Origin of the sequence: Mangrovivirga halotolerans (genome assembly GCF_026241165.1) — a bacterium.
GTDB lineage: Bacteria > Bacteroidota > Bacteroidia > Cytophagales > Cyclobacteriaceae > Mangrovivirga > Mangrovivirga halotolerans.
Genome location: NZ_JAPFQN010000002.1, coordinates 378,001 through 401,340, shown reverse-complemented (window position 1 = coordinate 401,340; position 23,340 = coordinate 378,001). Strand labels below are relative to the sequence as shown.

General features: G+C 33.3%; 26 protein-coding genes and 1 riboswitch. Of the genes, 8 read left to right on the top strand and 18 right to left on the bottom strand.

Features of this window, described 5'->3' with window-relative positions; all coding sequences use genetic code 11:
* The first annotated feature begins 47 nt into the window (after window positions 1–47).
* Genes OO013_RS02845 through OO013_RS02830 form a run of 4 tightly spaced genes read left to right on the top strand, consistent with a single transcriptional unit; the run spans window position 48 to window position 4,149 of the window.
* Complete coding sequence (locus OO013_RS02845) at window positions 48–2,036, top strand: mechanosensitive ion channel family protein (protein WP_266055104.1); 1,989 nt, start codon at window positions 48–50, stop codon at window positions 2,034–2,036.
* A complete protein-coding gene (locus OO013_RS02840) occupies window positions 2,011–2,631 on the top strand; it encodes a hypothetical protein (RefSeq protein ID WP_266055102.1) in 621 nt (206 codons plus the stop codon). Before OO013_RS02845 ends, OO013_RS02840 begins: the two co-directional genes overlap by 26 nt.
* A complete protein-coding gene (locus OO013_RS02835; protein WP_266055100.1) occupies window positions 2,621–3,307 on the top strand; it encodes a DUF2490 domain-containing protein in 687 nt (228 codons plus the stop codon). Before OO013_RS02840 ends, OO013_RS02835 begins: the two co-directional genes overlap by 11 nt.
* 2 nt (window positions 3,308–3,309) lie before the next feature.
* Window positions 3,310–4,149 (top strand): endonuclease/exonuclease/phosphatase family protein, encoded by an 840-nt coding sequence (locus OO013_RS02830; RefSeq protein WP_266055099.1) that lies wholly within the window; start codon window positions 3,310–3,312, stop codon window positions 4,147–4,149.
* 45 nt (window positions 4,150–4,194) lie between these two features.
* Here the strand turns inward: OO013_RS02830 and OO013_RS02825 are convergent, their stop codons facing one another.
* From OO013_RS02825 to OO013_RS02755, 15 genes are all read right to left on the bottom strand, one after another.
* Window positions 4,195–4,647 carry a hypothetical protein gene (locus OO013_RS02825; protein WP_266055097.1) on the bottom strand — a complete coding sequence of 151 codons (453 nt, stop codon included), beginning with the start codon at window positions 4,645–4,647 and terminating at the stop codon, window positions 4,195–4,197.
* 219 nt (window positions 4,648–4,866) lie between these two features.
* Entirely contained in the window at window positions 4,867–5,724 is an 858-nt protein-coding gene (locus OO013_RS02820; protein ID WP_266055096.1) for a hypothetical protein, read from the bottom strand.
* Window positions 5,725–5,812: 88 nt separating this feature from the next.
* Window positions 5,813–6,193: a hypothetical protein gene (locus OO013_RS02815; protein WP_266055095.1), complete on the bottom strand. Its 381-nt coding sequence runs from the start codon at window positions 6,191–6,193 to the stop codon at window positions 5,813–5,815.
* Window positions 6,194–6,284: 91 nt separating this feature from the next.
* Window positions 6,285–7,817 (bottom strand): tetratricopeptide repeat protein, encoded by a 1,533-nt coding sequence (locus OO013_RS02810; RefSeq protein WP_266055094.1) that lies wholly within the window; start codon window positions 7,815–7,817, stop codon window positions 6,285–6,287.
* Between the two features lie 128 nt (window positions 7,818–7,945).
* The gene (locus tag OO013_RS02805; RefSeq protein WP_369414877.1) at window positions 7,946–8,824 is read right to left on the bottom strand and encodes a CvfB family protein; all 879 of its coding nucleotides are present in this window, start codon (window positions 8,822–8,824) and stop codon (window positions 7,946–7,948) included.
* 101 nt (window positions 8,825–8,925) lie between these two features.
* On the bottom strand, window positions 8,926–9,855 hold the full coding sequence (locus OO013_RS02800) for a hypothetical protein (protein ID WP_266055093.1): 930 nt from the start codon (window positions 9,853–9,855) through the stop codon (window positions 8,926–8,928).
* A 158-nt stretch (window positions 9,856–10,013) separates the two neighbouring features.
* A complete protein-coding gene (locus tag OO013_RS02795; protein ID WP_266055091.1) occupies window positions 10,014–10,451 on the bottom strand; it encodes a winged helix-turn-helix transcriptional regulator in 438 nt (145 codons plus the stop codon).
* Between the two features lie 315 nt (window positions 10,452–10,766).
* The gene (locus tag OO013_RS02790) at window positions 10,767–12,032 is read right to left on the bottom strand and encodes an acetyl-CoA hydrolase/transferase family protein (RefSeq protein WP_266055090.1); all 1,266 of its coding nucleotides are present in this window, start codon (window positions 12,030–12,032) and stop codon (window positions 10,767–10,769) included.
* Window positions 12,033–12,166: 134 nt separating this feature from the next.
* Window positions 12,167–12,640, bottom strand: a complete 474-nt coding sequence (locus OO013_RS02785) for a hypothetical protein (RefSeq protein ID WP_266055089.1) — start codon at window positions 12,638–12,640, stop codon at window positions 12,167–12,169.
* Between the two features lie 15 nt (window positions 12,641–12,655).
* Window positions 12,656–13,726, bottom strand: a complete 1,071-nt coding sequence (locus OO013_RS02780; RefSeq protein ID WP_266055088.1) for a serine hydrolase domain-containing protein — start codon at window positions 13,724–13,726, stop codon at window positions 12,656–12,658.
* Between the two features lie 147 nt (window positions 13,727–13,873).
* Entirely contained in the window at window positions 13,874–14,143 is a 270-nt protein-coding gene (locus tag OO013_RS02775; protein WP_266055087.1) for a Trm112 family protein, read from the bottom strand.
* Window positions 14,140–14,769 carry a thiamine phosphate synthase gene (locus OO013_RS02770; RefSeq protein WP_266055086.1) on the bottom strand — a complete coding sequence of 210 codons (630 nt, stop codon included), beginning with the start codon at window positions 14,767–14,769 and terminating at the stop codon, window positions 14,140–14,142. The genes OO013_RS02775 and OO013_RS02770 overlap by 4 nt, the downstream gene beginning before the upstream one ends.
* Window positions 14,769–15,824, bottom strand: a complete 1,056-nt coding sequence (locus OO013_RS02765) for an AIR synthase-related protein (RefSeq protein ID WP_266055085.1) — start codon at window positions 15,822–15,824, stop codon at window positions 14,769–14,771. The genes OO013_RS02770 and OO013_RS02765 overlap by 1 nt, the downstream gene beginning before the upstream one ends.
* Window positions 15,824–16,549 (bottom strand): class I SAM-dependent methyltransferase, encoded by a 726-nt coding sequence (locus tag OO013_RS02760; protein ID WP_266055084.1) that lies wholly within the window; start codon window positions 16,547–16,549, stop codon window positions 15,824–15,826. Before OO013_RS02760 ends, OO013_RS02765 begins: the two co-directional genes overlap by 1 nt.
* A 67-nt stretch (window positions 16,550–16,616) precedes the next feature.
* Window positions 16,617–16,707: riboswitch (TPP riboswitch) on the bottom strand.
* A 65-nt stretch (window positions 16,708–16,772) separates the two neighbouring features.
* Window positions 16,773–17,834 (bottom strand): SMP-30/gluconolactonase/LRE family protein, encoded by a 1,062-nt coding sequence (locus tag OO013_RS02755; protein ID WP_266055083.1) that lies wholly within the window; start codon window positions 17,832–17,834, stop codon window positions 16,773–16,775.
* Window positions 17,835–17,988: 154 nt separating this feature from the next.
* On the opposite strand from OO013_RS02755, the gene OO013_RS02750 reads away from it, so the two are divergent.
* Together OO013_RS02750 and OO013_RS20240 are read left to right on the top strand one after the other, a co-directional pair.
* Window positions 17,989–18,612, top strand: a complete 624-nt coding sequence (locus tag OO013_RS02750; RefSeq protein WP_266055082.1) for a hypothetical protein — start codon at window positions 17,989–17,991, stop codon at window positions 18,610–18,612.
* Window positions 18,613–18,712: 100 nt separating this feature from the next.
* The gene (locus tag OO013_RS20240) at window positions 18,713–19,564 is read left to right on the top strand and encodes an archaemetzincin (protein ID WP_266055081.1); all 852 of its coding nucleotides are present in this window, start codon (window positions 18,713–18,715) and stop codon (window positions 19,562–19,564) included.
* Between the two features lie 6 nt (window positions 19,565–19,570).
* On the opposite strand, the gene OO013_RS02740 is transcribed toward OO013_RS20240, so the two are convergent.
* Window positions 19,571–19,780 (bottom strand): hypothetical protein, encoded by a 210-nt coding sequence (locus OO013_RS02740; protein ID WP_266055080.1) that lies wholly within the window; start codon window positions 19,778–19,780, stop codon window positions 19,571–19,573.
* 212 nt (window positions 19,781–19,992) lie between these two features.
* Here OO013_RS02740 and OO013_RS02735 point away from each other — a divergent pair, with 212 nt between their 5' ends.
* The gene (locus OO013_RS02735; protein ID WP_266055079.1) at window positions 19,993–21,393 is read left to right on the top strand and encodes a ComEC/Rec2 family competence protein; all 1,401 of its coding nucleotides are present in this window, start codon (window positions 19,993–19,995) and stop codon (window positions 21,391–21,393) included.
* Between the two features lie 11 nt (window positions 21,394–21,404).
* Entirely contained in the window at window positions 21,405–21,761 is a 357-nt protein-coding gene (locus OO013_RS02730) for a DoxX family protein (RefSeq protein ID WP_266055078.1), read from the top strand.
* A gap of 1 nt (window position 21,762) precedes the next feature.
* Here the strand turns inward: OO013_RS02730 and OO013_RS02725 are convergent, their stop codons facing one another.
* Window positions 21,763–22,407 (bottom strand): DUF2459 domain-containing protein, encoded by a 645-nt coding sequence (locus OO013_RS02725; RefSeq protein ID WP_266055077.1) that lies wholly within the window; start codon window positions 22,405–22,407, stop codon window positions 21,763–21,765.
* A gap of 106 nt (window positions 22,408–22,513) precedes the next feature.
* Complete coding sequence (locus OO013_RS02720; RefSeq protein WP_266055076.1) at window positions 22,514–23,236, bottom strand: hypothetical protein; 723 nt, start codon at window positions 23,234–23,236, stop codon at window positions 22,514–22,516.
* Window positions 23,237–23,340: the final 104 nt, after the last annotated feature.

Sequence of the window (23,340 nt, the reverse complement as noted above, 5' to 3'; positions counted from 1 at the left end):
CTTTTTTTATAGGTCAGATGAAAAACCGGTTTATAATTCTTTTGATAATGTTTTTAATTCCTGAAAAGCATTTTACCCAGGAATTAGATAACCAGTATTATTCAGACTCAACCAGAATTGTTTTACTTAAAATATATAAAAAAGAGCTTAGTGAAATAAAACAAAGAAAACTTGAAGATTCGGTTTTGGAGACTATCCTTATGGAAAGAATCTTAACTCTTGAGCTTGATTCGAACCAAGCGAAAGTATCCGAAGATAATAACCAGGTTATTCCAGATCCAATTAAAAGTGTAGAGGTAGAAAATAGCGAACCAGTTATAGGATTGTCAGGTGATACTCTTTTTTATTTTTACTATCCTGTAGGAACTCTTAAGGCCGATCAGAGAGCTAAAAACTTGTCAGAAAAACTCAAAGAACTATTTAACCAGGATGAATTTACACCTGACTCTTTAAAAACCATAACTGAAGATAATACAGTAGAAATTTACTATCAGGATCAGCATTTGTTGACAGCGACCAAAGAAGAAGCAGAATATAATCAACTTTCATTGAATGAATTATCAAAGTTTTATCTTCTTGAATTGAAACAAGATCTGGAAAAGTCTTATCGCGATAAAAGTTTTTTAATAAATCTATTAAAGGCGGGAAAGGTATTAATTATTCTTATTGGATTATGGCTGTTAATTAGACTTATCAGTGCTGGAAGTAATCGATCGTTTGCACTCGTTGAAAAGCATAAAGATAAATGGCTAAAAGATCTTCAATATAAGAATTATACATTCTTGTCAAAAAGCCAGGAAATCACATTAATAAAATTTTTAATTGGGGTGGCCAAATGGGTTTTAATTATTTTGTCATTATATATCTCCATACCACTAATTTTTAGTGTGTTTACCTTCACACGAGGCTGGGCAGATAAACTATTTAAACTGGTCTGGACTCCCTTTTCATCAATGGCAACTTCAATCTGGAGTTTTCTGCCGAATCTTATTACAATCATTGCCATATTGCTGGTAATGCATTATTTCCTGAAATTTATAAAATATATTTTTCAGGAAATCCGTAGAGAGAAACTCACAATACCTGGTTTTTATCCCGATTGGGCAAAACCAACTTATGGGATAGTGAAATTCTTATTGCTTGCTTTCACAGTAATACTCATTTTTCCTTATTTGCCGGGATCGGATTCTAAAATATTTCAAGGGGTATCAGTCTTTGTTGGTGTTCTGTTTTCACTTGGTTCTACAAATGCCATATCGAATATGGTTGCTGGCATAGTTATAACTTATATGAGGCCATTTAAAAGGGGAGACCGGGTTAGAATTGGTTCAATAACTGGTGATATTATAGAGAAAAATCTTTTGGTTACGAGAATAAATTCAATAAAAAATGAAGTTATTACGATCCCGAATTCAACAATTCTTTCCGGAAATATATTAAACTATAATTTACTAGGTTCTGAAAGCGGATTGATTATTTATACTACTGTGACTATCGGTTATGATGTACCATGGAAAAAAGTGCATCAGGCTTTAAAAGAAGCGGCAGGTAGAACAGAATTACTTCTTGACGAACCTGAACCATATGTTTTTCAAACGGAACTGTCTGATTTTTATGTTGCCTACCAATTAAATGCCTATACTAAGGAACCAAATAAACAAGCAGCAATTTATTCAGCTTTACATGCCCATATCCAGGATGTCTTTAATGAAAATGATATAGAAATAATGTCTCCACATTATCAGGCCAACAGAGATGGAAATAAGTCTACGATTCCCAAAATTAATTCTGGAAAATCAACTGTTAAAAAGATGAAGATGGGAAATCAATCGGAAGGGGAGGAGCCTGTTTTGGGGGATAGAGGTCAGGCAATAGAGGAGGATATAGAAGATGTCACTAAAAATAGTGATGTAACAGAAGATAAATCATCAAAAAATCCTGAAATTGAAGGTCACAGAGAAAACCAAAATAAAGAGAAGAAAAATCAGGATGATGACAAAGTGGATGAAAATGATAACCAAAAACCTAAAAAGTAGAAGTCTCTATCGAAATGGTAAATTTCTCAAATTATTGATTTTCATACTTTTTCTACATTTAACCTACAATTCTTATTCTCAGGAAAAGCTCGAAAGAGAATATAAAATCGACGAAAGCGAGGTTCCGGAAAAAGCATCAAATTTCATCAAAGAGAGTGAAGTTGACTCACGAATTAATTGGTATCGGGAAGAGAGTGAGGATGATATTTCTATAGAAGCTAAATTTAAAAATAAGGGTAAATTTTATAGTGTTGAATTTTCTGAATCAGGAGAAATCCAGGATATTGAAATTATAGTCAGAAAGAAAGAAATTCCGGAAGAAGTATGGAAAATATTGGATGAGCATATCACCGAAAAGTTTGCAAAATATGGAATAATAAAAATACAAACCCAATTCACTGGTGAAGCAACCTGGCTATTAAAACTTTTAAAAGAGGGAATAACAGATCATGATTGCATTTTGAAATATGAGATCATTATTAAGTCCCAAGTTGAAAAAGAGTGGAGTAAATATGAAATACTAGCAGATGAGGAAGGAGAGATATTACAAGTAAAAAAAATAGTAATCAGAAATACAGATAATCTTGAATACTAAAAAATTTTTTATACTTCTAATTTTATTAAGTTCACATTTTTACCTGTTTTCTCAAAATGATCACCTATTCGGAATACTTCCGTCCTTAAATATCAATCATAATATATCTGGTAACTGGACATTAAATGTAAAGTGGGAGGGGAGGCAGGTTTATTCTCAAGGAGAGGCAAACAGTGAATTTGAAGACCTGCCTGTATATGAGAGAAATGATGTGGCTACGTTAATCAGCTATAAAACGGACTTACAGCAGGTCATAGCAATGGGCTATCTAATTCGATTTGAAATGGGTGAATTAATTCATCGTTCAATTCAGCAGTACACATTTTTAGAATCTGGTTACTCTTCACGAAGATCTCATCGAATATCTGCTGATCAGACTTTTAGTAAGGTTGAAGATTCAGAATTTCGTTTCCGGTACAGATTTACCATTGAAAAACCATTGAGTGGAGTTAAAGTAGATGAAAGAGAGTTTTATTTGAAGATTAACAACGAATATCTTAATATTTTGCAGGGTGGAGAATATGATCTGGAAATAAGAATAGTACCCGTTATAGGTTATAAATTTACCGAGGACCTGAAAACCGAAACCGGACTTGATTATCGGATTGACTCATTCATTAATAATAAAGCCTCTCATAATTATTGGTTATCTTTAAGTATATATTTATCATATTAAAAATGAGTCGGTTAACTCTATTAATATTATCGGTATTTATCATTTCTAATTCCATCTGGGGTCAGAGTTTTACAGCCATGACCTATAATATTAAGTATGACGATCCCACCAGTGAATTAAATAGCTGGAATGACAGAAAGGAATCCTTAATAGAGCTCATGAAATTTTATCAACCATCTATAATTGGTACGCAGGAGGGATTACTTCATCAGCTGGAATATATTGATTCGGCTCTGGTAGATTACACTTATTTTGGAAAAGGGAGAGATGATGGGAAAAAGGAAGGAGAGTTTTCAGCCATATTTTATGATTCGACCCAATTCACGGCAAGAAATATAAATACCTTTTGGCTTTCTGAAAAAATGACAATGCCGTCTTATGGTTGGGGAGCTAATTACAGAAGAATCTGCACTTATGCTTTATTTAAAAATAAGGAGACGGGAGACGAATTTTGGGTTTTCAATGTCCATTACGATCATGAGAATAAACTGTCCAGAATCAATTCTTCAAAATTACTTTTAGAAGTATTAAACAAAGTGAATAGTAAAAACTTGCCAGTTATCATAATGGGTGATTTTAACAGCCAGATGGTGGATGAACCAATGAAAATATTAAACTCAATTCTAGCTCACTCTTTTAATAATGCTGATCAGGTTTATGGACCATTTGGTACATATAATGGATTTAATCTTGAGTCTCCTTTAAATAGGAGGATTGATCATATTCTGGTAAGAGGTATTGATGTAAAACTCAACTTGACTATAGATGACCGTAGAGATAATAATCTTTATATCAGCGATCATTTTCCTGTTCTTATAAATGCAGAGATAAAAAAAAGGTGAAGGTGTTGAGAACCTTCACCGGGTAGGAATTTCTAAATATACATTTCATTCACCTCTGGACATACCTAATTGCATACTTGACCGTGCAACGAGGCTTTGATATTCTTCCCAGATGTCTTTGGCAGAGGCTCCTTCTTCTTCTGCTATTTTTTCCATAGCTTTTCTCCATTTGATATTATCAGGACTTACTTCCCAATTCATTTCATCTAATCCGTCTTTCATTGACCAGACAACCATCATATCCCATGGCCCGGTTCTTAGTTCTATCATTGTTTCAGGGAAACTAGTTCCAGACATTTCTGAAGCTTTTTTGAAATATTTGTTAACTATTTCGAGGGCTCTGTCCATTTTTCCAGGCTTGAAGTCGATGAACACAACTTCTTTCCAGGTTGCGTTTTCGAATTTTTTAGGTTCCATATCTTCCTGAGCAATGACGTCAGTAGGCATAAGGAAGTAGGCAAAAATAAATACTGCAATAATTGTGGTAAGTGTTTTCATCGGTGTGGTACTATTTAGTTATATTAAAATATTAATATTTAATATAATAATATTTATTTTGAATAGCAAGTGCTTTTTTCACCATGATAATATTGGAAGGGGTAGATATTTTTAGAATTTGAAAAGTCTGCCTAAAGCTATTGTAAACACTCTAGATGTATGAATAAAGCCTTTTTATATAAGGTTAAGGCGATAGGATTAAAACATTCTAAAATTTTTTTAAAGAAGGATAATTAACTGAGAAGTTAATTTGATTTTATTTTTACTGTATTTGTCCCAAATGATTAATTCAACCTCAATAGGATTTTTAACTACCATACCTGACATAACAAATGAAGCTGTTATCTGGCTTTGAAATTCTTTTTCACTAAATAACTTGTCACCGATTAGGTCATCATTAGACAGAATGATTTTTCCATCATCGTCTTTGACATTCATACTCATTCCTGCACTAATCTGCCCATTTTTTAATTTGAAACCGCTTATGCCTTCAAACACATAATATATTTTTTCACCCAAAACAATTTCGTTATCGTTAACCACGCTATTTTTAAGCGGAGAATAAATATAAATCTCTTCAATACTAGCTGATTTATTTTCGATGACAAATTTTGGATTTCTGTCAACCTGAAAATTCATCTTAAGATCATTGGTTCCTTTTCCTTTTTTATCCCAAATATGAATTAATAAGGTATAGTCATTATTTGTGTGCATTGGGTTAGCACAAGTTAACGTAGCTGTTAATTGTAAGGGTTTATAGTTAACTCCCTCAGTCATTTCTTTATATAAATCCGGATTGTTAAAGATAGTATCCATCTCACTATTTACTACTGTAATACTCATTCCCGGGAACACATATTCATTCACTTCTGTCAGCCCGGTTAAATTTTCAAAATGTACTTTAATCACTTCACCATAATAAAATTTATTTCTTTCAATTTTTTTACCATTAGAAGTGAGATGAATTTTTTCAGAATAGAGGCCATTTCCGGTATTTATTTGACTTAAAGAGATTAAGTGTATAAAAAATAAGAAAAATGCTACAGAACCTCTGATTATGAGAGATGATTTGGTCATTTGCAATAAACTAAAAAATAGGACAGGTTAAAATTTATATATAGGACTTAATAATAGTGAAATTATAAAATAAACTTATAATTCACCATTATTCATATACGAATTCTGGTTTTCCATCAATACATACAACATCTGATGGATTTGACGGAACAGCGCAATCAGAATATATTCGATACTTTTTGTTAAATTCTAATTGCCTTAATTTATACTTTTCTACCAATTCAAGAAACAGGGTAGTGTCAGATTGAATAGAGTATGGTAAATAGTGAGTAGGACCACCACATGCTTTTGATCCTATTGGTGTTATTAACCATTCTGAGGGGTCTGAACAATTTTCGCTGTAAGCTATTTGTTCAATTTTCTGATATAATTTTTCTAATTGCTCGATTTCCTCTCCCTTTGTAATAGAGTTTTCTTCACATGCAACTAAAGCTAATACTGGAAAAAATAACAGAATAAGTTTTTTCATTTTTTAAGTTTTTTTAAAAAAAAACATCAAAAATCATTCCGTTAATCGAGTTGAGCCTAAAAAAATTAGTTATTATGCTTTTAACTTTTGATTAGCTTACCTCTTTTAATTCTTCTTTTTCCAATAAATCCCTGATGCTTTTAACAACAAATTCCAACTCCTTGACCTCTTTGACAAGCATAGGAATAATGATATCATAATCTTTATTATCATTTTTATCATTCATAAGGTTAATCAAACCAATTACCCGGGCTAGAGGTCCTCTGATTTTGTGCGCATTCATGAATGAATATTTCAGGATTGTTTTATTCTGAGATTTAACTTTTTCAGTTCTCATTAAAACCTCTTTTTCCAGGTTGATATTCATTAATGAAATTTCCTGATACGCTTTTATTAGCTTATTAGACTGTTCATCAAGCTGTTCTTTTTGTTGAAGAATCTGATGATTAGATTTGAGTAATTCTAAATTTGCTTGCTTTCTTAACCTGTTAAATCTCAGTAGAACAAAAGATGCAATTATTAGAATTACCAGGCATGATAGAGTAGCAAAAATTATGATTGTCTGGTATTTTATTACTGATTCCTGGAGTTCAGATTCCTTTTTTAGTACCTCATTTTCATGAGATTCTTGTATAGATGCATAATTACTTTTAAGTTGGGAGATTTTAAAGGAATTATCTCTTGTTAAAAGACTGTCCTTCAGTACAATATGCTTCTCGAAAGCTAAAAGCGCTTTATCTGAATTTCCTGTTTTTTTATATAGTTTATAGAGTGATTTATACCCTAATTCTTCAATGTGTAACATTTTCTTTTCAGAGGCTATTTCGATTGCACTTAAAATGTTCTCTTCTGCAAGACAAAAATTCCCTGAATTAAAATGAGCTTTACCTATACTGATCAAAATAGATGGTATCTGAGCTTCATTTTTTAATTTTTTATTTATTGTTAATGCCCTGTTATAATATTCTAATGATTTTTTAAACTCATTTTTATCAAGGTATAAAGTTCCAAGATTATGATAAATTATAGCACATTCACGTTTGTCACCTTTATCTATAGATATACCAAGGGCTTCATTATATGCGGCAAGAGCTTGTTTGAAATTTTCTTTTTTCCAATAAACGATTCCCAGATTCATATAATAATTCCGCCAATTATCCGAATCATCTTCTTTTAGAAATTGCTTAAGATTTTTATAATTTTTTTCAGCATCATCATATTGGTTTAGATACATATAAACTACACCAATATTGTTATAGGCTTTGATTACTCCGTCGTAATAATTAATCTTTTGTGCTAAGTTTAACGAATTTATAGTCTGGCTAAGTCCTTGTTCATACAACCCAATGTTTATATAAGAGATACCAAGTGCTCTTAATGCATTTGTGAGAAAGATATCATTTTCTGCTTTTCTACTGATATCTATTGCTTTTTTATTTATGTCTATTGCTTGTGAGGGGTCACTATCATTTAATAACTCACCATATTTGACTAATATTTCGGCTCTTTTTTCAAGTGAGAGGGGTTTGTTTTCCAAAATATATGCGATACTATCAAGTTTTGGGCTAGCATCTAAAACTTCGAGGCATAAAAAAATACCAAGAAAAATAAATAATCTTTTCATTTTGGTGTTAAGGTTGTGATCGATAGTTGCAAGAAATCAGTAATAAAGTGCACTTATTTCTTTCGGCCACGAATATTGCACCAACAAATGATTTTTCAAATTTATTTTATGATTATTTTTATAAGTAGTTACCTGTTCAAGGTAATCCCATCTGAATCAATTGTTATTTTACGATTTTTATATAAATCTCCTAATGCTTTTTTGAATGCTTTCTTACTAATTCCAAACTGATCATAAATCGCCTCCGGTTTACTTTTATCAGATAGTGGTAAAAAGCCACCATTATTAACAAGGGTATTGTAAATGGTCTCAGCATTTTTATCATTGAAATTTTCATAACCGATCGGCTGTAAAGTAAGATCGACCTTTTTATCTTCTCTGATCTTTTTTATGTATCCTTTAGTTTTATCTCCAACATTAAGATCTCTAAATACCTCGTCTTTATAAATTAAACCTCTGTGCTGACCATTGATTATTGCGGAATACCCCATATCAGAAATATGATAAATTAACAGGTCAACTTCTTCGCCTTCATTAATGGTCAATAAAGCATTTTGTAAATACTTGTCTATTTTATTAGATGCAAATAACCTGTTAGTCTTTACATCAAAATCCATATAAACAACGTACCACCTTCCAGGTTGCATTTTTTGTCTTTGTTCCTTAAAAGGCACCATTAATTCCTTTTCAAGACCCCAATCCATAAAGGCACCGACAGGAGTTACATCTGAGACTTGTAAAAAACCAAATTCATCTAATTTTATTTTTGGTTCAAGTGTGGTAGCTACTTTTCTCTCTTCATGATCGAGGTATACGAATACATCAATGTAGTCATCTATTGAATAATCCTCAGGTATATACTTATTTGGCAATAAGACTTCTTCTAAAGACTCACTGATTAAATAGAGTCCATGGTCTGTTTTACGGTTGATTCTTAGCTTATTATATTTACCGATCTCAATCATGTAGAATATTTTTTGTAAAGCTAATGCTAATAATGCAGTCAATGGTAAATTATGGAAATTAATTTAATAGTGGTAGTCACTGCTGGTAGATTTATAAATAATGAAAAAGCACAACAAGCGTTGTGCTTTTCACCTTTATATAGCTACTGAACTTCAGTAAAATTTCCGTAATAACTTCCTGTGAGCGATTCGTCGTCGGGATAAATCAGATTAAATATTAAGTAGTATCGGTTTTCTTCAATATTACCCTTTAATTCTATGGTTCCACTGACAGGTTTTATGTCCACTTGATTTTGATTTAATACCAACCTGGCATCAAAGAAAAAGGTTGAATTTGCAACATCTTCTGGTGTGACGCTTGCTTCATTTCTAAATTCAAAAGTGCTATTTAAAAAATCACTTTCTTCAGGGGCATATAAATATATATCCAAAATGATATTTTCTAATTGATCTCCGATTTCCAAATTATACAAATAATGTGTGGGATTAGTATTATTCTCTTCATCAAACGGATCTGAAAGGCCTTCTTTATAAACTAAGGACAATTCATCGTCCATTAGATAATTGGTGCCATTAAAATTAACTAACCATTCTTGTCTTGCAACAATAGTAAAAACTGTAAAATGTTCTACATCAGCCTGAATAGTTTTTGTTGATGCATTAACTATTGATGGAATTTCAATTAATGCTGAGTTTTCATAATAAGCCATCGTTAGAAGTTCATCAGCACCAGAAATCGGCACATTGTCATTGCGATAATTATATGTTAATACAGCTGGTATGTTAAACTGAGTTCCATCAGGGCCCCAGTTGTAAGCATTCTGATTTAAATCTAAAGTACCGGGCACTGGTTCTTCAGTTTGTTCTACTGTAATAGCTGTAGATTCAGATAGAGCATTTGCAGGTATATTTATTTCCATAACACCATCGTTTGAGGTTACAGAACCACCATTTTCATCAATGATATTTTCTTCAGGGGGATTAGGGTTTCCCTGATCATTATTATCATCATCATCACAAGCAATTGCAATGATTAATACCCATGACATTATTAAAACCAGGTATTTTTTCATAGTAGAATGCTTTTAATTAGTCTCTTTATGTCGGTTGTGCTGGTCTTATTAAAAATAGCATATCATTATCTGTTTATTAAATATATTCTATCAATAGAGATATATAATCGATGAAAATATTTAAACGGTATCAGGTATATGTTTGAGAGTGTTTTATTTTATTCTTCCGTAAAAAGCCTGTTGTAATTTCCTTCCTCGTTACTTCCTAAATGATCGATTCTACAAGGTCTGAATTCAATTCCTTCAATGTTTTCTTCACACCACTCACTAAATGAATTAATGATCGGGATGAGGGATTTCCCTTTAGTAGTCAGGGAATAATCAACATGAGGGGGAATATCATGATAAACCCTTTTTTCTATTAAGCCATCTTCTTCTAATTCTAATAATTGACTAGTGAGAATATTCTTTGATATTGCTGGAATACATACTAGCAATCCATCAAATTTTATTGGCTTATTCCCGATTACATGGATAATTATTATTTTCCATCTTCCTCCGATGATATTCATTAAATGTGTGATAGCACATTTTCTTGGGTTATTAATTATTTTTCTTGCCATTTTTTTTAACAGAGTAGATATTAATATACTCATATTTTATTTAATATTTCCCGTTAAGAGGAAGATGATAATTAAAATCTGAATAATTTATTTGGAAAAAGACAGATATAAGGCTTTATAATTTATAAGAAAGGGAAAGGGAGCTTTAGCTCCCCTCATTTTTAGCTTCACTTTTTAATAAACCTAGATTACTTAAATATGTCAGTATAAATAGTTTTTAAACAGATCTAGACACGTTTTTCACATTACCCTAATCGATAAGAACTAGTTGGTCATACAGGCTTTATTAGAGTATCTTTTACATTATCATTAATGAGCCTTTTCTGGTATTGAATTAAGTAGCCAACTTTATAGTAACTCATATACTTCTCTTTCAAGTGCTTCCTGATGATCTGGGTGCGCAATGCTTATCAACAGGTCAGTTCTTTCTTTCAGTGTTTTTCCATAGACATTAACGGCTCCATATTCGGTAACTATCCAATGCACGTGAGCCCTGGTAGTAACCACACTGGCTCCCGGAGTCAGGCAGCATACGATTTTGCTTTTCCCGTTTTTAGTTTGAGAAGGGAGGGCTATAATTGGTTTTCCGCCTGGAGATAAAGATGCACCACGAATGAAATCCATTTGTCCGCCAACACCTGAATATTGTCTGCTACCGATGCTATCAGCACAGACCTGCCCATACAGGTCTACCTCTAGAGCAGAGTTGATCGCAATCACTTTCGGATTTTGCCGAATCATCTTTGTATCATTAATAAATGATGAATCCAGGAACTCAAATGTCGGGTTGTCGTCAATATAGTCGTAAAGCTTTTTAGATCCCATGCAAAAGCCGGAAGTTACTTTACCATTGTAAATAGCTTTCTGACTGCCATTTATTACGCCTTTTTCCATCAGGTTCATCACCCCGTCAGAAAACATTTCGGTATGCATTCCCAGATCTTTATGGTTATTTAATGCCAAAAGAGCAGCATCCGGTATGGCACCAATACCAGTTTGAAGCGTTGAGCCATCTTCAATCAGATTTGCAATGTGTCTTCCGATTCTTAATTCTATTTCACTTAATTGTTTAGGAGCATGTTCAAATAGCGGATCGTTGACCTGAATCATAGCATCGATCTGACTTATATGAATTGTACCATCACCAGAAGTTCGAGGGACATTCGGATTTACTTGCGCAATTACCTTTTTGGCACATTGGACAGCTGCATGTGTTACATCAACTGAAATCCCCAGGCTGCAATAACCATGTTTGTTAGGTGGAGAAACTTGTATTAAAGCCACATCAACAGGGATGATGCCATTTCGTATTGCCAGTGGAATTTCACTTAAAAACATTGGAATATAGCTGGCTCTTCCTGCCTGAACATGTTTACGGATATTAGCTCCGACAAACATAGCTTTGACATTAAAGCTGGATGTGTATTGTTCTTCAGCATAAGGAGCATTTCCTTCAGTGTGTATGCTGTATATTGTTACATCTTTTAGCTCCCTGTGCCTGTCTGTCATTGCATCTACCAGTCTTTGAGGGGTAGAGGCCGCAGAGTGGAGAAAGACGTTATCACCTGATTTTATTAATTCAACTGCTTCGGCAGCCGTATCACAGACCTTCATGTTTTTTTTCTTAAAGGTCGGTAGTTAGATTATAAATGAGGGTAAGATTGGTCTGTTTAACCTATGATGTAAATCATAACTGAACAGTTGAAAAGCACCTTTATTTAATTTAAAGCCAATATTTTTAAGAGATTCTAAATATTATTCAGGTTAATAAATCTTGTATTGAGAGATTCGGCGTAAGGTTTGATTTTTTTAATTAGTGATCCTTCATTTTTAAAACTTCCAAGATGTACTTTTCTGTTATCAGAAAATCGGATGTAGGCATCAAAATCGATTTTCCTGGTTATTGAAGAATTCGCTGTTGAAAAGTCCGATCTCTTTTCTAAACTGGAATTGATTTTATAAAAAATACAGTCTATTTCTTCATATACTTGCTTTTTACCAATTTTAAATCCAAAGAGCAATATGTAGTCATGATAAATATTATTTTCTAAATCCAGTGAAAAACCATATTTGGTCGTTAAAACTAAAGCACTTAATAAGAGTAAAATCAATAAAAGAATAAGGTTTCCTTTTAATAATGCAAGGATTCCGAATAGTATCAAGATTATAAATATGACAATTCTTCCTTTGGAGAAGTAATTGCCAATAATTAATGATTTCATAATTCTAAAATTAATTTATTCTCTGGCTCCCCATACCAAACCAATCATTTGATAAAAGTGACCCTGATGAAATGAATATTCTTTCTCGGTATCTACCCTGTGAACTAAAACCATATTAGCGCCTGGATATACAGCCAGCATATGTATGCCGGTTCCGGTATGGAAAAATGATCTGGTTTTTCTACTTTCTGTTTTCATCAATACTGCCCAAAGCATCCCATAAGCAATTCCATATTTTTCGTCGTAAACTGAAATTGGTTGGGTACTGGCATTAATCCAGCTTTCAGGAATAATTTGCTGTCCATCCCATTTTCCGTTATTTAAATACAATTGACCATATCGAGCCATATCTCTGGCTGAAAGCCTGAAATGATATGCTGGGTATTTTGATTTACTTAATTCATATTGATAAAAACCATCAGTATCAGGAAACTTAAAATTGTCAGATTCACCATCAATAGAATCATAAGTTCCGTCAAAGTGTTCCATTCCGATAGGTTTTGCTATTTGTTCATGGAAAAGATCAAAAATTTTCTTTCCGGTCTTTTTTTCGAGGATGTAACCCAATACATTAAAATCCCAATTGTTGTAGTAATAAATTTCACCTGGTTTGTGAGATCCTCTTTCTGGCATTTTAGCCAGCATACCTTCAGATACAGCAGCTGCGTGATGATATACTCCGGACCTCGATTTGAGAAGGTCAGCTATGGTAGCCTGCAACTCTGATTCTGTTAATTCCGGGGTGATGTCTTCAATTTCTAATTCCTTTAAGGTCTGAGTGGTATCAATTATACCATCATTGATAGCTATTCCATAAAGTGAATTTAACATGGCCTTCCGAATGCTATGAATAGTGTGGGGTCTTTTTATATCACCAAATTCATAGACTATTTTCCCGTCAACAAGGATCATTAAGGATGAAGAACCGGCTTCTTCAAGAAACTGAGTTAGCGTATCCAATTTTGCCTGTGAGAACCCTTTAGTATTCGGGTCAACATATTCATATTCCTCAAAAGACTGTGATACTAAATTATGAGCTGAGGTGATAAGAATTAAAAGTGCAAAAATTAATTGATTGAAATTCATATTAATGATATAAAAAATCCGTAGAAAATATTTCCTACGGATAATGATAGTTTATTAAAAGCCTTTATGGAAATTGTTTCTGATGAGTGGTTTTAATAAAGTTTCTAATTGAGGATAACTCATTTTCAGTTAACCAATAAATCTTTTTTACTCCTCGATCAATCGGAAATTTTCTATTTTCTTTCCTTCTAATTGTTTATTCCATTTATCTAACAATGGTTTTTCCAGACTAAACTCCCTGTATTCATCAGGGTTCATTATTGGAATACCACGAACGATAGGATAGATCCTTCTGCATTCTTTACAGGTGAAAAATCCTTCAAGTATATTTTCAGTTGTATCCTTAGTAACCACGGTTAAGTCAAGGTCGTTTTTATCAAAAGGACAGCAAAGTTTATTTATTGTATCTCTTTTCATTTCTTTAGCTTCTTTTTATAATTTTTCAAGGCGTCTACCGGATCCTCTGAACCCATTATTCCTGATACTATCGCAATTCCATAATATGGAAGATCATCAAGATCATTTATATTCTTTGTTGTTATACCACCTGATAAAAATATTGGAACATCCGTTATTTCGGCCGCTTTTTTTACAATCTTTGGATCTACGAGTTCACAGCTATTGTTTGTTTGGCTGGGAAAAATCGTGCAGAAGGATAGATAATCAAATCCATAATCAATTGCCTCTTTGATTGTTTCAAGGTCATTATTAACTGTCAATCCAAAAATCCTGTTATTTGGGACATTGGATTTGATCCGATCGAAATCACGAGGTATTTCATCAAAGTGAATGCCATCCAGAGCAAGTTCAGCAAATAGCTTTTTTTGATTGTTTATCAATAAAGGAGTATCGTGATCCTTACACACTTTTTTGATTTCTTTGATATAATTTTTAAGATCGGGTGTTTTTTTAAAATTATCCCAGATCTGAACAGCTGCTAATCCCTCTTCAAGAAGCTTATTTAATTTATCAATAGTCTCTTGCAATGGCTCTGAAGGATCAATTACAAGGTAAATACCGCTATTAATTCTACTTTTTTTCATTATTTCCATCCTGATTTTAAAGCATTGAAAAATGCAGCCCAATAAGGGTCTTCTTCAAAATAGATAATATCTTCGGATTTACCATTAGTCGTGACCTTAATTCCCTCATTTTCTTCAGTCAATTCACCAACTTCCGAACATCTGATTCCATTTTCCTGAAGATGGGAGCTTATCTTTTCTGATGCCTCAGGAGCACAACAAATGATCATTGATCCAGCTCCGATAATATATCTTGAATCTAAATCAAAGACCGAACATACCTGCTCAATATTCTGGTTTTTCGGAATTTTCTCATTATCCACTCTCACTCCATTACCAGAGGCGATGGCTAATTCATAGATAGCACCGAGTACGCCTCCTTCAGTAACATCATGCATTGCCGATATATCTGAATTTTTAATACCAGGTGTTGCTACTGCAGTAAGTGCATCCTGAAGAGAGGAAGTCTGGAAAAATAATTCTTCGGTTTGTATCTGAGCTTCTTTCCCGAGTCTATCAGTTAATTTTTCAGGGAAGCTTTTTGCCAGGATAGCCGCTGAACTCATTGCGCAGGCTTTTGTTACCAGAATTTTATGTCCTTTTCTCGCATTGGATGATAATTTAACCTTCGGTTTATCAGCAATGGTTGTGAAAGTACCTCCACCTGAAATGGTCGAATTCTGGCCTTCTATAAAACCCGTGTGACCACCGGTAATAGCAGCCCCAATATCATCGCAAAATTTATGGATGTAATTCCAGTAAGTTTCAAAATCTTGCTTAGTAAACCCGGCTGGTAAATTAAGAACAAATTGACCAAACTGGGGTGCGAATCCCGTAGTTGCCATGTCGTTAGCCATTAAATGGACTGATAACCAGGCCGACTCTTCTAATCCTAATGAAGGAATTAATGATAATGGGTCGCTGGTCATTGCCATAACCATGTTACCTGGTATATCCACCAATGAAACATCAACACCAAAACCAGGACCAGCGATTACATCTGGTCTGTTATGACCCGTATACTTTTTGATCTTATTGATCATTTGCTGATCTGCTTTTCCAAGTATTTCACTCATTATTCAAGATCGTTAAGTTGAACATAAAGTCCGAAGAAATCACCCACAGGAACACTCCATTGTTGTACCGGAAACCATTTTGGTAATCCTGTACAAGACCACTCGATTGTATAGTCTCTTCCCTGAAGCGCTTCATCAATTATTTTAGTGAGCATTTTTGGAGTGTAGAAAGTAGCTGTAACGTAAAATGGGTTTTTACCAAATAATTGCTGGACTCGACGTCGTGCAACTTTCGGGGAGTTTCTATTCATCATTCCCATAGCGATACCATGTTTAGCCACTCTTGCTGCTTCCCTTATCACTTTAACCGGATCTTTATAATACTCGAATGTGGTTATAAAAGCAAGAGCATCAAAGGTGTTGTCTTTAAAAGGCATATGATGAGAATCGGCCATAACAAGGTCTCCTTCAAACAGGTGAATAGCCTGCGATAACATCAGAGGAGAGATATCTCCACCTGTAGCTTCGATGCCTATTTCTTTCCACCATCGTGTAAACCTTGTGGTTCCACAACCAAATTCAAGTAATGTTTTAACTCGCGTATCTTTACTTACGAGTTGTTCCATAACCTTTTTTTGCCAGATTTCTGCTCTTTTATAGCGTCCTTCGTACCACAATTCGTAAGTATCAGTATGTTCACGATTGAAAAACCACTCCGGTCGTCCTTGCCAGTTAGGTTGTTGTTCCGGAATCAGAACAGTTGATTTTTTTTTATCTATTTCCATTTTCATGATGTTTAAAAACTAAAAATCCACCCTATGGTATGAAACCAACAGAATGGATACAAAATGGAAATAATAATTTTTGCGATCCCTACGTTGGCATTATCCAAATCAGGTTTCGGGTATGATCTCAGCCAAAGATGGCACCCCGTGCATTAATAAATACGTGAAGCTAAGACAATTGTTATTATTGAGCAACAATTATATCCTCCTGCTTAGTAATAATTTATTTTAAAGTATAAAAACCTGCTTTATCCATTTTATAACTCCCAAAATACAATGTGTCCCCAGTTTGTAATGCACTGGTAATATCATGGTAAAGGCCAGTTTCATCCTGTAGATTGTACACCACATTTCCCAGTGTATCATAACCCACAATCATTCCGTACGGAGGTGGCATTTCCGGTGGAAAGACCGAAGAGACACGATAGGCTATTTTACGTAGCATTGGTTTAGTGTATAGGGGTTCAAGTGTGCCTGTTCGAATTGACGGAAATGCGACCCAGAAAATACCATTGTTATAAGTGATGTTGTCAGGATACCCGGGAAGGCTTTCTTTAAAATATTCAATTTTTCCTTTTTCCGAACCTTTAAGCCAAAGCTTTTTTATTCTCATACCTACTGTTTCGCTTACCAGTACATATTTATCATCCGGTCCCAGGGCCACACCGTTGGCAAATCGAAGACTATCTAGCTCAATGGTTGTAGATCGGGTATCAGGATCAAATTTTAATAACCTTCCGGTAGGTTGTAATTCCCAAAATTCCAGGATCACCTCATCAGCTTGGTGTCTTTGCGTCGCATCGCTAAACCAGATAACTCCATCAGAAGTGATGTCAAGATCGTCTGCTAATTTTATTTTAGTGCCGTCAACACTATCAGCGAGAATTTTCACTTTACCGGATTTATTTACTGATATCAGACCTTTGTATTCATCAGCAATTATCAAATCACCTTTGCTATTAAATTTCATTCCTAAAGGTCGTCCACCCGTGTTTACGAATTCATCAATATTTAGTCCTCCATGTTCAAAGCGAATTATCCGGCCATCTTTCAACCCGGTGTAAAGATGATTGTCCGGGCCAATAGCCATTGCTTCAGGTTGAGGATAACCCTCCAGAATTGAAGTAGCGTTATTCAGGTTGCTGTTTGGAGCAAGTTCTTCTACAAGACCAGGATTTTCTAATTGATGCCAGCTGACTGGTTCAAATGGTACGGGGTACAAAAACAGGTAAATTGAAAGAACTAAAACTATTATACCGATGACTATTAGTGTCTTTTTCAGCATTCTCTATTTTTAATTTTGTTGAAGATCATAATAACGATAATACCATTTAAAAAACAAAAAATCTGGTTACAAGGAAGCGTTATAAATGATAAAATGAGGTTTTATTCATTACCGTTCCTTAAATTGGGAGAGCTTTATTATTATTTTTTTAACTATGAAATTTTATTATAATATAATTTTTGTTTTTGTATTCATTGTAGGGTGTATAAAACAGGAGAAAAGTAATTCTTTCATAGAATTTTATGAAAAATCAGAAAGATCATTAAAGTTATTGGAAGGCAAGTGGGAAGGTAAATTTCAAGTGATTGACCCTAAGACAGATACTGTTTTTTACAAAAATCTCACTGAAAAATTAGAATATCAACTCACTGGAGAAATTTTGGATTCATCACTGGTGAAGGAAATAGTCATTGTTGATACTTTTTCTTATAAACCAATCAGAATTGATTTTGATAATTTGAATCTAGATAGTTTAAAACTACAATCTTCAATAAGTATTTTGGATTCGGTGTATCACCTGCCGGTTTTTATTCAGCCAGCTTATGATGTTACCGATTCTGAACTTATGCTTCATTTTGGTGAACAAAAAGGCCTTAAGTTATCAGAAGATTCAATGCAGGTCATTTCAATGCCAGTTATACATTTTAATTCATTCGAAGAGGTATTCAGGAGTGAGGGTGTGTTACTCAAATGTGATTTAATTACCCAAGACTCACTTAAATTATCCAGTTTAAGTGATATGTTGAAAATGAATATTCAATTGAATAAAGTTAAATAATAGGTTGAAAATAGAGAATTCGAAAATTAAAAAGTCAATCAGGATCTTTCCACTGTTAATTATAGCTCTGTTAATAGTGTCTTGTGTTAAGGAGCGATCAGTGAATCAGCAAATCAAAAGTAAGCCCAGTACTTTGACTAAATATGATTCAATTAAATTTTTAAGTAAAAATGATATAAAACTAAATGACCCTAAAGCCTGGGAATGGAGAGGTCAATTTCAAGAGGAAGAGCAGAGCTTTGCAGATTTCCGTAGTTTAAATCATAAAATTACAGATTCATTAAAAGTAATTTATATCTATCCCATTGGTGATTTCGACTCATTGGAAAACCAATTAATAATTGCAACTAAAGATTATTTGTCCAGATTTTACCAGCGGAAAATAGTAATCAATTCAAGTTTTTCTACGAAAGCTATTCCTGAAAAGGGAAAGCGAAATCATTATGGTAAAGATCAAATTCTCGCACCATATATTTTATATGAAATGCTTGAACAAGATAATCCTCCTGTTTCACTTTTAAAGCTGGCAGTAACAAATGAAGATATTTATCCGAAAGAATCATGGAATTATGTCTTTGGACTAGCGAATTATAAAAAGAGTGTTGGAGTGAGCTCTTTTCATCGATTTTCTGATAATAACCTAAAAGAATCTAATTTTAGTCAGACTCTGTCCAGACTAATTAAAACATCCACACATGAAATAAATCACATGCTTAAAATTCAGCATTGTGTAAAAGCTGTTTGTTTAATGAATGGTGCTAATAATTTAGGTGAGTTAGATGGCAGGCCAAACAGATTATGTTCAGAATGCCTTGCCAAATTGACCTGGAGTCTGGATATAAAACTGAAAAACAGGAAAATGTTATTAAACAGGTATTTTTTAGAAAATAAACTCCTTTCAGATCTGAAGCATACTAGTCAAGATCTGGAAATATTAAAGGAAGTAAATTGAGAAGGGTTATTCCTCCTCATGGTTGGAAAGAAGTGCCCAGGTAGCAATTCCTGCAATAGTAACCACAGCACCTACAGCTAAGGCTAAATTAAGATTTCTTTGTATACGTTGTGCTTTATTGAGATAGCCAGATCCTACGCCTCTTTTAGCGATATAGTTTTCTATCTCGTGAATTCTTTTCTCAAGTTCGTCTTTAGCTTTATTTTTAATATCCATAATATTTTAACGTTAATTTACTTTATTAAACGAATTATAAGTCACAATGTTTATTTATGATGCTTTTCTCATAAATAATATCTTCTTTATTAATTAATACTTATAACTTTTATGAATTAAACTTTCATTTATATTTCCGTTTGATAAGCTGTGAATTAAATATTAAATTAAATCAAATTGATGACTTGGTTCATTTTAATAAAGAAAAGCAAATGACAGAAGAACACTTACCTGAACATCTATTTAATCTTGGTCAGTATAATTATAAGTATGCTTTTGCAACCTTCCCCTCTGTAAAACTTTACAGATACTCAGACAGCGATGAATGGAGAAATCATCTGCTTTTCGGAGATATGATCAATATAATTGATACTGAAATAACAAATGATCGAGTAAGGGTGAGATGTCGGAACAATGCTGGATGGGTAAAAGTGGAGGATATTCAGAAAAACAGAGTTCTGGAAATGAATTTTATAGATGGAGGTGAAGGTGATGGTTGTCATATTATTACACCAGATAATAAAAATATACTGGTCGATGCAGGGAATTCGGCCAACATGAATCATTATTTATTTTGGCGATTTGATCTTTATAGAAAGGAAAAACTGCAAAATGCATTCTCAGCTGTAGTCACAAGGAATGACAGAGATTATTTCGGTGGCTTTAAACATATCTTTAACAATGAGGAGCTTCCTTTTGATAACCTGTACTTTAATGGTTTTCTAGCAAAGAAAGGCAATGAAGATGGCTTTGAATTTGTTGCAGATCAACATAAATTATCTGACCGTATAAAGACTGAAGGAACGTCATTAATTAAGATTTTCAGGAATGCATTGGAGCATAATAAAAATTTAAAATTTTATCCGATAAATAATAAGACTGAATTCTTAAATGGATATGATAGTGAAAATACCATAAACGATGAGAAGTTCAATATCCAAATTCTTTCCCCCCTGGCAGATAATTCCATGAGGCTTAACCAGGCTATCAGACTAAAGATTACCTACGGAAATGCTCAGATCCTTTTAGGTGGAGAATCAGATAAAGAGGACTCACAGGAGTTTATAGATTATTATTCGGATAGTGATAAATCTTCATGTCTTAAGGCTGATGTTGTTAGTGCTGGACCATTAAATAAAAAATTATTTGATAAAAGTTTAATTGAGGCTGCAGATAGCCGGGTGATAATTTTTTCAACAGGTGGCGATGAAAGTAATTTTAATTCTGTTGATGATATTACCGAATCCCTCGGTGAAAAGATTAAAGATTTAAATATTCCGGTTGTTACCACAGACCTGGCTCATGCCAAGGCGGAATTCAACAAAGAAAAGAAAAAGTATATATTTGATCGATTGGAAAAGATCAAGCAGGTAGATGATGAAATTGAAAATGAAGAGAATAAGGATAAGCTTAAGACTCTCGAGGCTATAAAAATTAAAGCCAGAAAAGAAATTGACTCTATGATTACCAAATATGGTATGATCAACCTGCGAACTGATGGAGAAAGACTGGTGATAGCCAGAGAGCTGGATGAACCTGAAAAGGATACAAAATGGAAAATATATTCTCTTGAATATTCTGATTCATCAAAAAGATTTGAAATAGTAAATTAAAATTAATAGATATGAAAAAAGCTCTACCCTGGATACTTGGAATAATTATGGTTTTAGGAGGGATAAATCATCTGATCCATCCGGAAATTTATATTGAAATGATCCCACCCTTTATTGCAAATAATATAGCCAACATTGGGGCGGGTGTTGTAGAAATTTTAATTGGTGTTTTATTTTTTATACCGACTTTCAGAAAGCTCGGTGGTCTTGCGTTTGCAGGTTTGATGTTAGCATTTTTACCACTTCATATCTGGGATGTATTTAGAGAGGATCCCGTAACCGGAAATAAGATAATAGCAATAATGAGACTTGGACTTCAGGTATTATTGGTCTATGCTGGATGGTGGGTTTATAAGAATGAAAGATAGATTATTCATATTTATTTATAATGCCAAAATCAAACGGTGTCCAGACACAGGCTCTTAATCCACTGTTCTTTAGGACCTTGTTAGTCCAGGAGTTGCAGGTATTAAACAAATTATAGCTACCTGTTGCTTTATAAAAATTATCATTTGAATGGTATCCTGCACCTTCAAGAACCTGTAGTTTATCGTTTTTAAATTCAAATGAATTTAATATCTGAGATTTCAACTTTTCAAGTTGGGTTTGATTAACATGGGTTCTTACCCAATGTTGAGATATCCCGGAATACTTTGTCAGATGGATGAGAGTAGGACTGTCTATAAAAAGAGCTTTAACAGCATTATTAAATGTCAGATCAGCCCAGGTTGGAGTGTTCAGGTAAAAATTTTGATCTCCCCACCCAAATGATAAATACTTAACAGAAGGATCTGCATCAAGCTGGTTTATGAAATCAGAATCAAAATACTCGATAGGAATTATTATATCAGCATGTACTCCATTGGTACTTAGATAAATCTGGTTTTCTCCTTTTGAAGTATCAAAATCACTATTAACAGGTATCCAGGTGAGAATGATGGCGATTAAAAAATAAATCAAAGGAAGTATAAATATAGAAAGAAAAACTTTAAAAAATAATTTCAGGTATTTCATATTATTTTGTCAATAGCACAAAATAACAAATTGATGAATTATTTCAATTTTTTCGAATGGAATCCTTAGCATTCAAAATGTTATGCTATATGGTTAAGTTGGAATATTATGAAACTTTTATTGTTGTCGGAGGATATATTCGTAGTCTTTTTTTGACAGGAAGATCTTTTTTAGTATAAAATAACTTTTCCTCGACATTAAAAGGATCAACAAAAACCCATAGTAGAATCACACTAAAGGTAAATTCCCACAATTCCCATTTTTTTGAATCGGCTATAGACATTACCAAAGCAGTAATACCCAAAAGAACAGCAGTTTGAGATGCTTTGGGTATAGGAATACCAAATTCATTAATTATTTTTCTTATAGCGGTGTTTTTACGATAGATTATATATCCGAATAAAAAATAAATGCCAAAAATGATAGTCAGCATTTTACCAAAAATTAATTTATTAATCCCAATGCCAAGAACCTCAAGGTTATGAAGGTTGGTTTCCTGTTGTTTATTGTTTTCCAGGAAGAATTCATTCGATTCAATGGAGAAAATACGTTGACCCCATGATATTTCTTCACCAAAAACAAAAAACAATGCAAAAATCATTACCAGATTAAAAAACTTCCATTTAGCTTTTTTCGCTTTTGAAACTTTGATATACCTGGAAAGTAATAAAAGAGAAAAGATCAGACAGGTTATAGCAGTAAGGTTTTCAACCAGACCATCTTCTTTTGCTAGTTGAAGAAATAGTTTCAGGTCTACAAAATAGATTACACTGCAAATGATATTAATGAGAAGCAGTACGGTAATTGTTATTTTTAGAGTTTTATTCATGGTTCTAAAGACAATAAATTTCAGACATTTATTTTCATTAAAACCGGCGAGACACGATCTAATAATAAATTACCTAATTCTTAGTTAATTTTATAATAATATTT

What these genes read in the sequence shown, in the direction of transcription:
- OO013_RS02760 (WP_266055084.1), bottom strand. Translation starts at nt 16,549, where the DNA reads ATGGAAATAGATAAAAAAAAATCAACTGTTCTGATTCCGGAACAACAA.
- OO013_RS02770 (WP_266055086.1), bottom strand. Translation starts at nt 14,769, where the DNA reads ATGAAAAAAAGTAGAATTAATAGCGGTATTTACCTTGTAATTGATCCT.
- OO013_RS02790 (WP_266055090.1), bottom strand. Translation starts at nt 12,032, where the DNA reads ATGAAGGTCTGTGATACGGCTGCCGAAGCAGTTGAATTAATAAAATCA.
- OO013_RS02730 (WP_266055078.1), top strand. Translation starts at nt 21,405, where the DNA reads ATGAAAAAAGCTCTACCCTGGATACTTGGAATAATTATGGTTTTAGGA.
- OO013_RS02750 (WP_266055082.1), top strand. Translation starts at nt 17,989, where the DNA reads ATGAAATTTTATTATAATATAATTTTTGTTTTTGTATTCATTGTAGGG.
- OO013_RS02725 (WP_266055077.1), bottom strand. Translation starts at nt 22,407, where the DNA reads ATGAAATACCTGAAATTATTTTTTAAAGTTTTTCTTTCTATATTTATA.
- OO013_RS02825 (WP_266055097.1), bottom strand. Translation starts at nt 4,647, where the DNA reads ATGAAAACACTTACCACAATTATTGCAGTATTTATTTTTGCCTACTTC.
- OO013_RS02845 (WP_266055104.1), top strand. Translation starts at nt 48, where the DNA reads ATGTTTTTAATTCCTGAAAAGCATTTTACCCAGGAATTAGATAACCAG.
- OO013_RS02815 (WP_266055095.1), bottom strand. Translation starts at nt 6,193, where the DNA reads ATGAAAAAACTTATTCTGTTATTTTTTCCAGTATTAGCTTTAGTTGCA.
- OO013_RS02775 (WP_266055087.1), bottom strand. Translation starts at nt 14,143, where the DNA reads ATGAAAAGAGATACAATAAATAAACTTTGCTGTCCTTTTGATAAAAAC.
- OO013_RS02800 (WP_266055093.1), bottom strand. Translation starts at nt 9,855, where the DNA reads ATGAAAAAATACCTGGTTTTAATAATGTCATGGGTATTAATCATTGCA.
- OO013_RS02765 (WP_266055085.1), bottom strand. Translation starts at nt 15,824, where the DNA reads ATGAGTGAAATACTTGGAAAAGCAGATCAGCAAATGATCAATAAGATC.
- OO013_RS02820 (WP_266055096.1), bottom strand. Translation starts at nt 5,724, where the DNA reads ATGACCAAATCATCTCTCATAATCAGAGGTTCTGTAGCATTTTTCTTA.
- OO013_RS02785 (WP_266055089.1), bottom strand. Translation starts at nt 12,640, where the DNA reads ATGAAATCATTAATTATTGGCAATTACTTCTCCAAAGGAAGAATTGTC.
- OO013_RS02830 (WP_266055099.1), top strand. Translation starts at nt 3,310, where the DNA reads ATGAGTCGGTTAACTCTATTAATATTATCGGTATTTATCATTTCTAAT.
- OO013_RS02740 (WP_266055080.1), bottom strand. Translation starts at nt 19,780, where the DNA reads ATGGATATTAAAAATAAAGCTAAAGACGAACTTGAGAAAAGAATTCAC.
- OO013_RS02755 (WP_266055083.1), bottom strand. Translation starts at nt 17,834, where the DNA reads ATGCTGAAAAAGACACTAATAGTCATCGGTATAATAGTTTTAGTTCTT.
- OO013_RS02720 (WP_266055076.1), bottom strand. Translation starts at nt 23,236, where the DNA reads ATGAATAAAACTCTAAAAATAACAATTACCGTACTGCTTCTCATTAAT.
- OO013_RS02795 (WP_266055091.1), bottom strand. Translation starts at nt 10,451, where the DNA reads ATGAGTATATTAATATCTACTCTGTTAAAAAAAATGGCAAGAAAAATA.
- OO013_RS02780 (WP_266055088.1), bottom strand. Translation starts at nt 13,726, where the DNA reads ATGAATTTCAATCAATTAATTTTTGCACTTTTAATTCTTATCACCTCA.
- OO013_RS02840 (WP_266055102.1), top strand. Translation starts at nt 2,011, where the DNA reads ATGATAACCAAAAACCTAAAAAGTAGAAGTCTCTATCGAAATGGTAAA.
- OO013_RS02735 (WP_266055079.1), top strand. Translation starts at nt 19,993, where the DNA reads ATGACAGAAGAACACTTACCTGAACATCTATTTAATCTTGGTCAGTAT.
- OO013_RS02810 (WP_266055094.1), bottom strand. Translation starts at nt 7,817, where the DNA reads ATGAAAAGATTATTTATTTTTCTTGGTATTTTTTTATGCCTCGAAGTT.